The 13,563-nt window shown below is 44.5% G+C and carries 11 protein-coding genes; 4 read left to right on the top strand and 7 right to left on the bottom strand.

The features are described 5' to 3' along the window. The coding region (locus tag AB4653_RS19095; RefSeq protein WP_372105010.1) for a type I secretion C-terminal target domain-containing protein at positions 1-379 on the top strand (379 nt) is incomplete at its 5' end. A 213-nt stretch (positions 380-592) separates the two neighbouring features. Here the strand turns inward: AB4653_RS19095 and AB4653_RS19090 are convergent. From AB4653_RS19090 to AB4653_RS19075, 4 genes are all read right to left on the bottom strand, one after another. Further along, on the bottom strand, positions 593-2,362 hold the full coding sequence (locus AB4653_RS19090; RefSeq protein ID WP_009846515.1) for a sodium:solute symporter family protein: 1,770 nt from the start codon (positions 2,360-2,362) through the stop codon (positions 593-595). A 470-nt stretch (positions 2,363-2,832) separates the two neighbouring features. After that, entirely contained in the window at positions 2,833-3,459 is a 627-nt protein-coding gene (locus AB4653_RS19085; RefSeq protein WP_017069898.1) for a bifunctional 4-hydroxy-2-oxoglutarate aldolase/2-dehydro-3-deoxy-phosphogluconate aldolase, read from the bottom strand. Positions 3,460-3,532: 73 nt separating this feature from the next. Further along, positions 3,533-4,465: a sugar kinase gene (locus AB4653_RS19080; RefSeq protein WP_102257335.1), complete on the bottom strand. Its 933-nt coding sequence runs from the start codon at positions 4,463-4,465 to the stop codon at positions 3,533-3,535. Positions 4,466-4,499: 34 nt separating this feature from the next. Continuing rightward, a complete protein-coding gene (locus AB4653_RS19075; RefSeq protein WP_010438329.1) occupies positions 4,500-4,835 on the bottom strand; it encodes a cupin domain-containing protein in 336 nt (111 codons plus the stop codon). Between the two features lie 333 nt (positions 4,836-5,168). Here AB4653_RS19075 and AB4653_RS19070 point away from each other — a divergent pair, with 333 nt between their 5' ends. From AB4653_RS19070 to AB4653_RS19060, 3 genes are all read left to right on the top strand, one after another. Continuing rightward, the gene (locus AB4653_RS19070) at positions 5,169-7,367 is read left to right on the top strand and encodes a heparinase II/III family protein (RefSeq protein WP_102257334.1); all 2,199 of its coding nucleotides are present in this window, start codon (positions 5,169-5,171) and stop codon (positions 7,365-7,367) included. Between the two features lie 2 nt (positions 7,368-7,369). After that, positions 7,370-9,523 (top strand): heparinase II/III family protein, encoded by a 2,154-nt coding sequence (locus AB4653_RS19065; protein ID WP_102257333.1) that lies wholly within the window; start codon positions 7,370-7,372, stop codon positions 9,521-9,523. A gap of 525 nt (positions 9,524-10,048) precedes the next feature. Next, positions 10,049-10,765, top strand: coding sequence for a FadR/GntR family transcriptional regulator (locus AB4653_RS19060; protein WP_102257332.1), 717 nt, complete (start codon positions 10,049-10,051; stop codon positions 10,763-10,765). 205 nt (positions 10,766-10,970) lie between these two features. Here the strand turns inward: AB4653_RS19060 and AB4653_RS19055 are convergent, their stop codons facing one another. The 3 genes from AB4653_RS19055 to AB4653_RS19045 form a co-directional block, all read right to left on the bottom strand. Next, positions 10,971-12,473: a tripartite tricarboxylate transporter permease gene (locus AB4653_RS19055; RefSeq protein WP_102257331.1), complete on the bottom strand. Its 1,503-nt coding sequence runs from the start codon at positions 12,471-12,473 to the stop codon at positions 10,971-10,973. A 9-nt stretch (positions 12,474-12,482) separates the two neighbouring features. After that, the gene (locus AB4653_RS19050; RefSeq protein WP_029222392.1) at positions 12,483-12,938 is read right to left on the bottom strand and encodes a tripartite tricarboxylate transporter TctB family protein; all 456 of its coding nucleotides are present in this window, start codon (positions 12,936-12,938) and stop codon (positions 12,483-12,485) included. A gap of 85 nt (positions 12,939-13,023) precedes the next feature. Then, the coding region (locus AB4653_RS19045; protein WP_372105009.1) for a tripartite tricarboxylate transporter substrate binding protein at positions 13,024-13,563 on the bottom strand (540 nt) is incomplete at its 5' end.

Below are 13,563 nucleotides of genomic sequence, written 5' to 3'. Positions count from 1 at the left end.
CGACACTCTCATCGGTGGAGGCGGTTCCGATATTCTGACTGGTGGCGACGGTATGGATTCGTTTGTATGGTTCAACATCGAAGATGGTGTCGAAGATACGATTACCGACTTTAGCCTATCTGAAGGAGACCAACTCGATCTAAGAGAAGTGTTACCTGAGCTGAAAAGTGCCTCACCAGATATAACAACACTGCTGCAACACATTGATGCGAAGGTTGACGGGGATGATATTGAACTTACGATTAACCCTGATGGCTTAGGCACTACAGAACAAGTGATTGTGGTTGAAGATCTTGCGCCTCAGCTGACGTTAAATGGCACCATGCCTTCTGATATTCTGGATGCGCTAGTGCAACAAAATGTCATGACTCACGGTTAACGCTCAATTGATAAGCGCTAGTGATTAGAAGTGAATAACTAAACCATAACGAAATAGGCCAGCAATGCTGGCCTATTTTTTATTAAATCTTGCTGAATGAGTCCGATAAACCAATAGCCTCGATAAAACAACAAAAGCCCATGCTGTCGGGGGAAAGCATGGGCATTATTTTATGTGTTATATCAGCTAAGCGAATAGTGTTCTTTCTCTATACTATTTGAGAATCGCTCCATCATTTAGCTTTTTTGCAGGGTTTTTGGCCGCATTAACCAGTAGGATACCAACGGTTAGTACCATCGAACCACATAGTAGGAACAACAAGCGTCCTGTTGGTTCGTTTGGAATCAGAGCCATTGCTAGGATACCGAAACCTGCTGTGCTGATAAGCTTACCAAGCATTGAACGCTGTTTAGTATCTAGGTTTTGTTGCTCTTCACCTTCCGCTACTAATGGTGTGTTCCAGTTAGTGAATAGTTGGTCAACTTCTTTCTCACGTTCAGGCGATAGGCCTTTGTAGAAGCGAGAAGTTAGCATGAAGTAACCACCAGTAAACACTACGTGAGCAGCTAAGCTAAGACCTACTTTCAAGTCGCTCCATTCACGGCCAGTAAGCGCTGTTTCCATACCGAATAGGTGCTCGATGTCTTCTGCTTGAAGCGAGATACCGAAGATGTAAGAAACGAAACCACCAACCACGAGAGTAGACCAACCAGCCCAGTCAGGCGTCTTACGAATCCACATACCAAGTAGTACAGGGATAAGCATTGGGAAGCCAATTAACGCACCTACGTTCATTACGATATCGAACAAGCTCAAGTGACGTAGAGAGTTAATGAACAAGCCAATCGCGATGATGATAACACCCATCATAATAGTCGTTAGCTTACTTACAATAACCAGCTCTTTCTGAGTCGCATTTTGACGAAGAATCGGGCTGTAGAAGTTCATTACAAAGATACCAGCGTTACGGTTCAAACCTGAATCCATAGAAGACATCGTTGCAGCGAACATTGCTGACATAAGAAGACCAACCATACCTGCTGGCATTACGTTCTGTACGAATGCTAGGTAAGCAGCATCACCCGCTTTATCACCCATTGAAGCGTACTCTAATGCGAACTCAGGCATGAATGCACTTACGTACCATGGTGGTAGGAACCAAATTAGTGGACCAACAACCATAAGGATACATGCTAGGCCTGCCGCTTTACGTGCGTTTTCACTGTCTTTTGCACATAGGTAACGGTAAGCGTTGATGCTGTTGTTCATTACACCGAATTGCTTCACAAAGATGAACACAACCCAAAGTATGAAGATGCTCATGTAGTTTAGGTTGTTACCTAACATGAAGTCGCCGTCGAAGTTTGCAACGATGTTAGTTAGGCCACCACCGTGGAAGTAAGCTGCAACCGCACAAGTAATCGTAACCGCCATGATAACAAGCATTTGCATGAAGTCAGAAGCAACAACCGCCCAAGAGCCGCCTGTTACTGCCATCAATACTAGAACCATACCCGTTACCACAATGGTTGCTTCCATTGGGATGTTGAATACCGCTGCTACGAAGATAGCTAGACCATTTAGCCAGATACCCGCAGAGATAAGGCTGTCAGGCATACCTGCCCATGTGAAGAACTGTTCAGACGTTTTACCAAAGCGCTGACGAATAGCTTCGATCGCCGTTACCACACGAAGTTGGCGGAACTTTGGAGCGAAGTACATATAGTTCATGAAGTAGCCAAAAGCATTGGCTAAGAATAGGATTACAATAACGAAACCGTCATTGAACGCGCGTCCTGCGGCACCTGTAAACGTCCATGCTGAAAACTGTGTCATGAAGGCGGTTGCACCAACCATCCACCACAACATTTTGCCGCCCCCTCTGAAGTAATCACTAGTCGACGTGGTGAACTTACGGAACATCCAACCAATAGCGATTAAAAAGAAGAAGTAGGCGAGAACAACAAAAGTATCGATAGTCATCTTTTCAGCCTTTTAAATATCATAATTAACTGGGCTTAGATTAACGCGTTCAAAGGTTTATTTGTACTACAATATGTCTTTAGTATGATCTAGGTCGCATTGATTTTTTTTGGCTTGCTGTTTGTTTGTTTAATTGTTTGTTTTTTAAGGCTTTAGTTGGTTGTTTAATTTGTAAGAGGTTAAAGGTAAATAACCTTTCAATGGTTCATATGTATTACAATATAGGCGATGTGCTTATGAGAGTAGGTATGTATAGGATTTTAGTTATAACCGTAACAAATGTGCTACAAATTGGTGTGTTGTGCGACGACATTCACGTTAATTTGGACATCAATAATGAAAACTTTTTCACGGGTACATAAGTGTAGCTTATTGTTTTCACTTCGCTATTTTCTGTTAGTCTGCGTAATAATCGGCAGATAGCAAAAAGCCCCACCGAAGTGAGGCTTGATTACGAAATCTAAAATAGATTAAGCGTTAACGTGATCAACTGCGTCACGAACAAGCTTGCCTAGTTCGTCCCACTTACCTTCGTCGATAAGGTTAGTTGGAACCATCCAAGTACCGCCACATGCAAGTACAGAAGGGATCGATAGGTATTCATCGACATTCTTTAAGCTTACGCCGCCAGTAGGCATGAATTTAACAGGGTAAACAGCGGTTAGTGCTTTAAGCATACCAGTACCGCCAGAAGGCTCAGCAGGGAAGAACTTCAACGTGCGAAGGCCCATTTCCATTGCTTGCTCAACTAGGCTCGGGTTATTAACACCCGGTACAATAGCAACGCCTTTATCGATACAGTATTGAACAGTGCGCGGGTTGAAACCTGGGCTTACGATGAAATCAACACCAGCTTCAATAGATGCGTCAACTTGCTCGTTAGTCAGTACAGTACCTGAACCGATTAGCATGTCAGGGAACTCTTTACGCATGATGCGAATCGCTTCGATTGCACATTCTGTACGTAGTGTGATTTCTGCACATGGCATGCCGTTTTCAACCAGTGCTTTGCCTAGGGGGATGGCATCTTCAGCACGGTTGATAGCGATTACAGGGATTACTTTTAGGTTTGCTAGTTGTTCATTTAATGTAGTCATGAATTCTTTCTCACGTTAATAATGGGTCTGCTTTCAACTAAGCAAACCCTTGATTAATAGTTAAAGTGCGTAATTATAGAGACAAATCAGGCGTCGCATCTACACGAATGATAGCACCTGGATGCTGAATCACGGTCCCTGCCACAATGTGGCCTGCTAATGCTGCATCACGCGCATTGCCACCGCTCAAGCGTTTAGCTAAGAAGCCTGCACTGAACGAGTCGCCAGCGGCTGTCGTATCAACAATGTTGTCTACTGGGTTGGGTGCAACGTACTGAGCGCTTTGGCTTTCAACCACTAGGCAGTCTTTCGCGCCACGCTTAATGATGATCTCTTTCACACCAGACTCAGACGTACGTGCGATACACTGTTCAATGCTTTCGTCACCGTACAACTCTTGCTCGTCATCGAACGTAAGTAGCGCTGTATCGGTGTAATTAAGCATTTTCAAGTACCAAGAAATCGCTTCTTGTTGGCTTTCCCAAAGTTTTGGACGGTAGTTATTGTCGAAGAATACTTGGCCGCCTTGAGCTTTGAATTTGTCTAAGAAGTTGAATAGCTGCGTGCGTCCGTTCTCTGTCAAGATAGCAAGTGTAATACCGCTTAGGTAAACCGCGTCAAAAGAGAATAGCTTATCAAGTAGAGCAGGCGTGTCTTGCTGATCAAACATGAACTTCGCTGCAGCATCACTACGCCAATAGTGGAAGCTACGCTCACCAGTGTCATCGGTCTCGATGTAATAAAGCCCTGGTTGTTTGTGATCGAGCTGAGCCACTAAGCTTGTATCAATACCTTCAGCTTGCCACTTTTCTAGCATGTCAGTACTGAATGGGTCAGTGCCTAGCGCGGTTACATAGCTTGTTTGGATACCATGCTCTTTTGTTAAGCGTGACAGGTAAAGCGCCGTATTTAGTGTATCGCCACCAAAACTTTGCTTAAGCCCGTCTTGTTTCTTTTGTAGCTCAACCATGCACTCGCCAATGACCGCGATGTTTAATGATTTCATATGCTTACCTTAGCAACTGAGGTTGCGCTATTCATTATTTTAGGAAGTCTTCACGCGCAGGGTTGAAGATATCTAGAAGGATGCTGTCTTGCTCTAGTGCAACGGCGCCGTGCATCATGTGTTTACGAGCGAAGTAAGCGTCGCCTTCTTTAAGTACTCTCTTCTCGCCTTCAATCTCAGCTTCAAAGCTACCGCGAACAACATAACCGATTTGGTCATGAATTTCGTGTGTGTGAGGATGGCCAATCGCACCCTTATCAAAACAAAGGTGTACAGCCATTAGATCATCAGTATAAGCAACGATTTTACGCTTAATACCGCCGCCCAATTCTTCCCATGGATTTTCATCTAGCATAAAGAAAGAGTTCATTGTGTGTCTCCTAATCTGTTTAAATCTTTTAAGTGTTACTTAACTTGCATTCATAATAAGGGAATGAGATTAATTGTAATACAATATATCTAGAGTTGTGTGATATTGATCAAGCAATACTTTATATAGCGCAAATAAATCAATAACTTAGCAAATGCCTGGTGTTTGCTATTTACCATTTACATCAATGGCTTATGGTTAATTGTGTGATTCTGCTCATCATTCCATGACGAATAGGTATGATTAAAGTTCATATTGTATTACTTTATGTGGAGTTTGAAAATTTAATCAAAGTTTAAACCGATAAACTCTTTATTGAGGGTGACAAAGAATATGACGACTAAACCAGTATTGTTGACTGAAGCAGAAATAGAGCAACTTCACCTTGAAGTGGGCCGTTCGAGCTTAATGGGCAAAACCATTGCTGCGAACGCGAAAGACCTAGAGGCGTTCATGCGCTTACCTATTGATGTTCCTGGTCACGGAGAAGCGGGTGGTTACGAGCATAACCGCCATAAGCAAAATTACACGTACATGAACTTAGCTGGTCGCATGTTCTTGATCACTAAAGAGCAAAAGTACGCTGACTTCGTTACAGAATTACTAGAAGAATACGCAGACAAATATCTAACGTTTGATTACCACGTACAGAAAAATACCAACCCAACAGGCCGTTTGTTCCACCAAATCCTGAACGAACACTGCTGGTTAATGTTCTCAAGCTTAGCTTACTCTTGTATTGCTTCAACCCTGACACAAGAGCAACGTGACAACATTGAGTCTCGCATTTTCGAACCAATGCTAGAAATGTTTACGGTTAAATACGCACACGACTTCGACCGAATTCACAACCACGGTATTTGGGCAGTAGCTGCAGTCGGTATTTGTGGTCTTGCTTTAGGTAAGCGTGAGTACCTTGAAATGTCGGTTTACGGCATCGACCGCAACGATACGGGCGGTTTCCTAGCGCAAATTTCTCAATTGTTTGCACCTTCTGGTTACTACATGGAAGGTCCTTACTACCACCGTTACGCGATTCGCCCAACATGTGTTTTCGCTGAAGTCATTCACCGTCATATGCCTGAAGTTGATATTTACAACTACAAAGGCGGCGTGATTGGTAACACGGTACAAGCCATGCTTGCGACGGCTTATCCGAACGGTGAGTTCCCGGCTCTGAATGATGCTTCTCGTACAATGGGCATCACAGACATGGGTGTTCAGGTTGCAGTCAGTGTTTACAGTAAGCACTACTCTTCAGCTGAGGGTGTTGACCAAAACATTCTTGGTATGGCGAAGATTCAAGACGCAGTATGGATGCACCCATGTGGTCTTGAGTTATCTAAAGCATACGAAGCGGCTTCTGCTGAAAAAGAAATCGGCATGCCTTTCTGGCCAAGTGTTGAATTGAACGAAGGCCCTGAAGGTCACAACGGCGCGCAAGGTTTTATCCGCATGCAGGATAAGAAAGGCGACGTTTCTCAGTTAGTGATGAACTACGGCCAACACGGCATGGGTCACGGCAACTTCGATACGCTGGGTATTTCTTTCTTCAACCGCGGTCAAGAAGTACTACGTGAATACGGCTTCTGCCGTTGGGTGAACGTTGAGCCAAAATTCGGCGGTCGTTACCTAGATGAAAACAAATCTTACGCACGTCAAACGATTGCTCATAATGCAGTAACCATTGATGAAAAATGTCAGAATAACTTTGACGTTGAGCGTGCAGACTCAGTACACGGCTTGCCTCACTTCTTTAAAGTAGAAGACGAGAAAATCAACGGCATGAGTGCATTTGCTAACGATCACTACCAAGGTTTTGACATGCAACGCAGCGTGTTCATGTTAAACCTTGAAGAGCTTGAATCTCCGTTATTGTTAGACCTATACCGTTTAGATTCTGAGAAGGGCGGCGAAGGTGAGCACCAATTTGATTACTCTCATCAATATGAAGGTCAAATAGTTCGCACTAACTTCGAATACCAAACGAACAAAGAGTTAAACACACTAGGCAGCGACTTCGGTTATCAACACTTATGGAACGTAGCAAGTGGTGAAGTGAAGGGCACAGCACTGGTAAGCTGGCTACAAAATAACACGTACTACACTTGGCTAGGCGCAACGTCTAACGACAATGCTGAAGTTGTCTTTACTCGCACTGGTGCTAACGATCCAAGCTTCAACCTACGTTCAGAGCCTGCATTCATTTTACGTAGCAAAGGCGAAACAACACTGTTCGCTTCTGTTCTAGAAACGCACGGTTACTTTAACGAAGAGTTCGAACAATCAGTAAATGCTCGCGGCGTTGTGAAAGACATCAAGGTTGTAGCGCATACAAACGTCGGTTCAGTCGTCGAAATCACCACAGAGAAGTCAAATGTGACAGTGATGATCAGCAACCAACTTGGCGCGACTGAGAGCACTGAACACAAAGTAGAACTGAACGGTAAAGTATACAGCTGGACAGGCTTCTACTCAGTAGAAACAATTTTAAACCCAGAATTAGCAAGCACAGCAGAGCAGGGGAAATAATAATGAGCTATCAACCACTTTTACTTAACTTTGAGGAAGCAGCAGAGCTTCGTAAAGAACTTGGCAAGGATAGCCTTTTAGGTAACGCACTGACTCGCGATATTAAACAAACTGACGCTTACATGGCGGAAGTTGGCATTGAAGTTCCAGGTCACGGTGAAGGCGGCGGCTACGAACATAACCGTCATAAGCAAAACTACATTCACATGGATCTAGCGGGTCGTTTGTTCCTTATCACTGAGGAAACAAAGTACCGTGATTACATCGTTGATATGTTAACTGCGTACGCGACGGTGTACCCAACACTTGAAAGTAACGTAAGCCGTGACTCTAACCCTCCGGGTAAGCTGTTCCACCAAACGTTGAACGAGAACATGTGGATGCTTTACGCTTCTTGTGCGTACAGCTGTATTTACCACACCATTTCTGAAGAGCAAAAGCGTCTGATCGAAGACGATCTTCTTAAGCAAATGATCGAAATGTTCGTTGTGACTTACGCACACGACTTCGATATCGTACACAACCACGGCTTATGGGCTGTGGCAGCGGTAGGTATCTGTGGTTACGCAATCAACGATCAAGAGTCAGTAGACAAAGCGCTTTACGGCCTGAAACTAGACAAAGTAAGCGGTGGTTTCTTAGCGCAACTTGACCAACTGTTCTCGCCAGACGGCTACTACATGGAAGGTCCTTACTACCACCGTTTCTCACTACGTCCAATCTACTTGTTCGCAGAAGCGATTGAACGTCGTCAGCCAGATCTTGGTATTTACGAATTTAACGATTCAGTGATCAAGACAACGTCTTACGCGGTATTTAAAACGGCATTCCCAGACGGTACATTGCCAGCTCTGAACGATTCATCGAAGACGATTTCTATTAACGATGAAGGCGTTATTATGGCAACGTCTGTGTGTTACCACCGCTATGAGCAGACTGAAACTTTACTTGGTATGGCTAATCACCAACAAGATGTTTGGGTCCATGCTTCAGGTAAAACGCTATCTGACGCTGTCAATGCAGCAGACGACATCAAAGCATTCAACTGGGGTAGCCTGTTTGTAACGGACGGCCCTGAAGGCGAAAAAGGCGGCGTAAGCATTCTTCGTCACCGTGACGAACAAGACGACGACACGATGGCGTTGATTTGGTTTGGTCAACACGGCAGCGATCACCAATACCACTCTGCACTAGACCATGGTCACTACGATGGGCTACACCTAAGCGTATTCAGCCGTGGCCACGAAGTGCTGCACGATTACGGCTTCGGTCGCTGGGTAAACGTTGAGCCTAAGTTTGGCGGTCGTTACATCCCAGAGAACAAGTCTTACTGTAAGCAGACAGTTGCTCACAACACAGTAACGGTTGATCAGAAAACACAGAACAACTTCGATACGGCATTGGCTGAATCTAAGTTTGGTCAGAAGCACTTCTTCGTAGCAGACGACCAGTCTCTGCAAGGTATGAGCGGCACAATTTCTGAGTACTACACCGGCGTAGACATGCAACGCAGCGTGATTCTTGCTGAACTTCCTGAATTCGAGAAGCCACTAGTGATCGATGTATACCGCATTGAAGCTGACGCTGAGCACCAGTACGACCTGCCCGTTCACCACTCTGGCCAGATCATCCGTACTGACTTCGACTACAACATCGAAAGCACGCTGAAGCCGCTAGGTGAAGACAACGGTTACCAGCACTTATGGAACGTTGCTTCAGGCAAAGTGAACCAAGAGGGCTCTCTGGTGAGCTGGCTACATGACAGCAGCTACTACAGCCTAGTAACCAGCGCGAATGCGGGCAGTGAAGTAATCTTTGCTCGCACTGGTGCTAACGATCCAGACTTTAACCTTAAGAGTGAGCCTGCGCTTATCTTACGTCAGTCTGGTCAAAACCACGTGTTTGCTTCTGTACTAGAAACGCATGGTTACTTTAACGAGTCAATCGAAGCCTCTGTAGGCGCTCGTGGTCTGGTTAAATCAGTGTCTGTTGTGGGCCATAACAGTGTCGGGACTGTTGTTCGTATTCAGACTACTTCTGGTAACACTTACCACTACGGTATTTCAAACCAAGCTGAAGACACGCAGCAAGCAACTCACACTGTTGAGTTCGCGGGTGAGACATACTCGTGGGAAGGGTCATTTGCTCAACTGTAAATGATCAACACACATACCGTTTAACGATGGTGTGTGCTGATGTGGTGCTTTGCGGGAACGAAGCGCCATATCATGTTCGATTGTAAGGGTGTTCGCATCTAAGTAACTGAACGAAATTAATGTCGATGACAAAGAATATCGGAAATAAGTCAAACCGAGTAACTCGTTGTGAGTTGCTCGGTTTTTTTATGCGTGTAGGAAAGAGGCTGATGTAATTTGGGAAGGGGATCTCATTTAATAATCTCTGGCGGTTAATGAATTGCGCTTCTAAAGGTGTATCTTTTTTCCATGGTTTTTCGAGGCTGTGCTGGTGGTTTTCATACCGATACAGAGAGGGTTAGTTTTGAGTACGGATTTATGAGTGATTTAAGATAACGTTTCTCACAGGATGTTTTTTAAATCTCTGATTATAAAAATTTGCAGGTTGTGATTCGTTTGGATTTTACTCAATTGGCTGTAGGTTGAAATACTGTTATAGTGGTCCTTAAATAATACATAAACATAACATATAAAATAAGTGAACTTATGGTTACCACTTTTAATTCAATTTCGGGCTCGAAGCGCAGCCTGCACGTGCAAGTAGCGCGTGAAATCGCTCGTGGAATCTTGTCTGGCGAACTGCCACAAGGTTCTATTATTCCTGGTGAAATGGCGTTGTGTGAACAGTTTGGTATCAGCCGAACGGCACTTCGTGAAGCAGTTAAACTATTGACCTCTAAAGGTCTGTTAGAATCCCGCCCGAAAATCGGTACTCGTGTAGTGGATCGCGCATACTGGAACTTCCTTGATCCTCAACTGATTGAATGGATGGACGGCCTAACCGACGTAGACCAATTCTGTTCACAGTTCTTAGGTCTTCGCCGTGCGATTGAACCTGAAGCGTGTGCACTGGCGGCAAAATTTGCGACCGCTGAGCAACGTATCGAGCTTTCAGAGATCTTCCAAAAGATGGTCGAAGTGGATGAAGCTGAAGTGTTTGACCAAGAGCGTTGGACAGACATTGATACTCGGTTCCATAGCTTGATCTTTAATGCGACAGGTAACGATTTCTACCTGCCATTCGGCAATATTCTGACGACCATGTTCGTTAACTTCATCGTGCACTCTTCTGAAGAGGGCAGCACATGTATCAATGAACACCGCAGAATCTATGAAGCAATCATGGCTGGTGATAGTGATAAGGCACGAGTTGTTTCTGCGGCACACTTGCAGGATGCCAACCACCGTTTGGCGACGGCGTAATAGAAATAATCTAGAGCGTAGATGAGTCACTTCATATAGAGATGAACAGCATTACGCTCAGATAAACGACTTAAAAGGGTATGCCAAGTGCATACTTTTTTGTTGTCTACCGTTTACGAAAATTGGCTGCTTTCATGTATGAAAAAAGCCAGAGACTGTTGTCTCTGGCTTTGAGTTCTTTGAATATTATAGCTTAAACAAGCGGCTAATCATGATGTTCGTAAGTTTGCTTTTGTTTCTGCTTTTTCTTCATTTTTAACGTTGAATAAACCGAGAATACAGCTAACACGATGAACGCGAGAGCAATAGGGCGCTCATAAAGGAAAGACCAACTGCCATCGTACATCAGCAGTGATTTCCTAAGGTTTGTTTCTGCCATTGGCCCTAAGATGATCGCAAGCAGAATTGGTGAAGACGGAATATCCAGTTTAGTTAAGATAAAGCCAAGTAGACCGAAACCGATTGCAATACCCACATCAAACATCGAGTTGTTAATTGCGTAAGCGCCGACAATTGAAAGGAAGACAATGATTGGAATCATGATGATCTTCGGTACTTCAATGATACGGCAGAAGAAACGAATACCCAGTAAACCAATCACTAGCATCACAAGGTTAGCAACCAACATCGAGCTGAATACGCCATAAACCACTTCGGGGTTTTGGGCAAACAGCAGAGGCCCCGGTGTTAAACCTTGAACAATGAGTGCGCCTAAAAGAACCGCTGCCACAGCATCCCCCGGAACGCCAAGTGTTAACAATGGAACTAACGAACCACCCGTTACACCGTTGTTTCCAGATTCGGCTGCTGCTAGACCTCGTACTGATCCTCTACCAAACTCTTCGGGATTTTTCGATGAACGTTTTGCTTCGTTGTAACAAACGAATGCCGAAATATCAGCACCAGCACCCGGTACAGAACCGATGGTTGTTCCCATCAAACCACTTTTTATTGCGGTTGGTAGCATTTCTTTAAGGTCGCCTTTGCTCAATAATTTGTGGTCAAACTTCGGCGCGACGACTTTCTTTTCAGAGAACAGTTTCTCTAGCTGGTTTAATGCTTCAGATAGAGCGAACAAACCAATCAAAACAGGGATGACATTGATTCCGCTGTAGAGATCCATGATGTCAAAAGTAAACCTTGGCACACTGCTGATTGGGTCGAGCCCAACGGTAGAAACCAGTAGTCCAATCGTACCCGCAAGTAGCCCTTTAAAGATGTTGTTCGAAGAAACGCTCGCAATGATAGTTAAACCAAACAGAGCAAGTGCGAAGTACTCTGGAGCATTAAAACGAAGTGCAAAGGTCGCTAATTTAGGCGCAATGGCAATAAGGACGATAGTACTGAGTAACCCGCCAATGAATGAAGCAACAGCCGAAATACTTAATGCTCTTGCTGCTTGTCCTCTCACAGCCATGGTGTGGCCGTCGAGTACACTTGCTGCAGACGCTGGTGTCCCTGGTGTTTTAAGTAGTATTGCGGCAATAGAACCACCGTAAATGCCACCAATGTATACACCAATTAACATCACGAGGGCTGACGTCGGTTCCATGCCAAAGGTAAACGGAAGGAGAATCGCAACGCCCATCGTCGCCGTTAGACCGGGTAGTGCGCCTAAAATTACGCCGCCCAGTACACCAAAAACAAGGACAGGTAGCACTGCAAAACTCACAGCGGTTGCGAGACCATCGATTAGATATTCAAACATTATGACCTCCTATGACCAGGTTGCTTCAGGAAGCGCGATGTAGAACACCTCGCCAAACAAATAGTAAACCGCAAACACAAAGACAACGGCGACAACGTAGTAGATTGGCTTCTTAACTTTGAAGTAAACGAGGTAGAACATAAAGGCAATCAAACTCGCGTAAAGGTAGCCAACCACACTGATGAGTAATGCGTATCCAATAAGAAAGGCCACGCCGAAGATCGACATCTTGCTTATCATCGCTTCTTGTTGTTCTGGAACACCTTTGAGTTTGTGCTGAACGATGAGAACAATACAGATAGCAATTTGAGCAATCACAATCATCATCGGGAAGAATTTTGCATCAACACTTGCATCTTGATACATCGGACGATCAAACTGAGTAATCAACGCGAGTGCTATTGCGCTTAGTATGATGATTATGGAAGGGAAAACGACATTCCGATTTAAGTTGGCGTTAGACATAGAATTTACCCCTAAAAAGTAAAGCAAGGGAAAGGTACATACCGATAAAAAAGGCACAACTGATCGTTGTGCCTCTGGATGAATGTTATTGAATTAGTTCAGTAAGCGATTTTGTATCTTCGGAAACGAACGTAGTGAAGGCTTTATCGTCAAGGTTGTGGATAGTCATTGCGCCTTTTGCCATGAAAGACTTGAACTCTTCACTTGCCATTGCTTCATCAAATACCGCACCTAGTTTCTCGATGACTGCATCCGGCGTATCTTTTGGAGCGCCGATACCACGCCATGTTCCTGTTACTACATCAATACCTTGCTCTTTCAAAGTAGGAACATCGGGAATGTACTGAATACGTTCTTCAGACATGACACCTAATGCTTTTAGTTGGCCTGAACGAAGTTGAGCGATAGCTTCACCCGGTGTCACCATGGTTACGTCTGTGTGGTGGCCCAGTACTGCAGGAATCGCTTCAGATGCACCGTTATAAGGGATAGCGTTGAGTTTAATATCTTGGTCTTTTTCAAGAGACATTAAGTAGAAGTTTGGCGCAGCGGTTGAAGCAAATTTCACGCTACCAGGTTTTTCTTTGGCTTCTTTAATCAGATCATTAATGGTGTTGTATGGGCT

This window comes from Vibrio sp. 10N.222.48.A3 (genome assembly GCF_041475345.1).
Taxonomy (GTDB): Bacteria; Pseudomonadota; Gammaproteobacteria; order Enterobacterales; family Vibrionaceae; genus Vibrio; species Vibrio tasmaniensis_A.
The sequence above is the reverse complement of the archived record's forward strand: the minus strand, read 5'-3'. Positions and strand labels throughout refer to the sequence as shown.

Bases quoted from the DNA above. Each gene is read 5' to 3' on its own strand.
- AB4653_RS19070 (WP_102257334.1), top strand. From the start codon at position 5,169: ATGACGACTAAACCAGTATTGTTGACTGAAGCAGAAATAGAGCAACTT.
- AB4653_RS19065 (WP_102257333.1), top strand. From the start codon at position 7,370: ATGAGCTATCAACCACTTTTACTTAACTTTGAGGAAGCAGCAGAGCTT.
- AB4653_RS19055 (WP_102257331.1), bottom strand. From the start codon at position 12,473: ATGTTTGAATATCTAATCGATGGTCTCGCAACCGCTGTGAGTTTTGCA.
- AB4653_RS19075 (WP_010438329.1), bottom strand. From the start codon at position 4,835: ATGAACTCTTTCTTTATGCTAGATGAAAATCCATGGGAAGAATTGGGC.
- AB4653_RS19080 (WP_102257335.1), bottom strand. From the start codon at position 4,465: ATGAAATCATTAAACATCGCGGTCATTGGCGAGTGCATGGTTGAGCTA.
- AB4653_RS19050 (WP_029222392.1), bottom strand. From the start codon at position 12,938: ATGTCTAACGCCAACTTAAATCGGAATGTCGTTTTCCCTTCCATAATC.
- AB4653_RS19085 (WP_017069898.1), bottom strand. From the start codon at position 3,459: ATGACTACATTAAATGAACAACTAGCAAACCTAAAAGTAATCCCTGTA.
- AB4653_RS19090 (WP_009846515.1), bottom strand. From the start codon at position 2,362: ATGACTATCGATACTTTTGTTGTTCTCGCCTACTTCTTCTTTTTAATC.
- AB4653_RS19060 (WP_102257332.1), top strand. From the start codon at position 10,049: ATGGTTACCACTTTTAATTCAATTTCGGGCTCGAAGCGCAGCCTGCAC.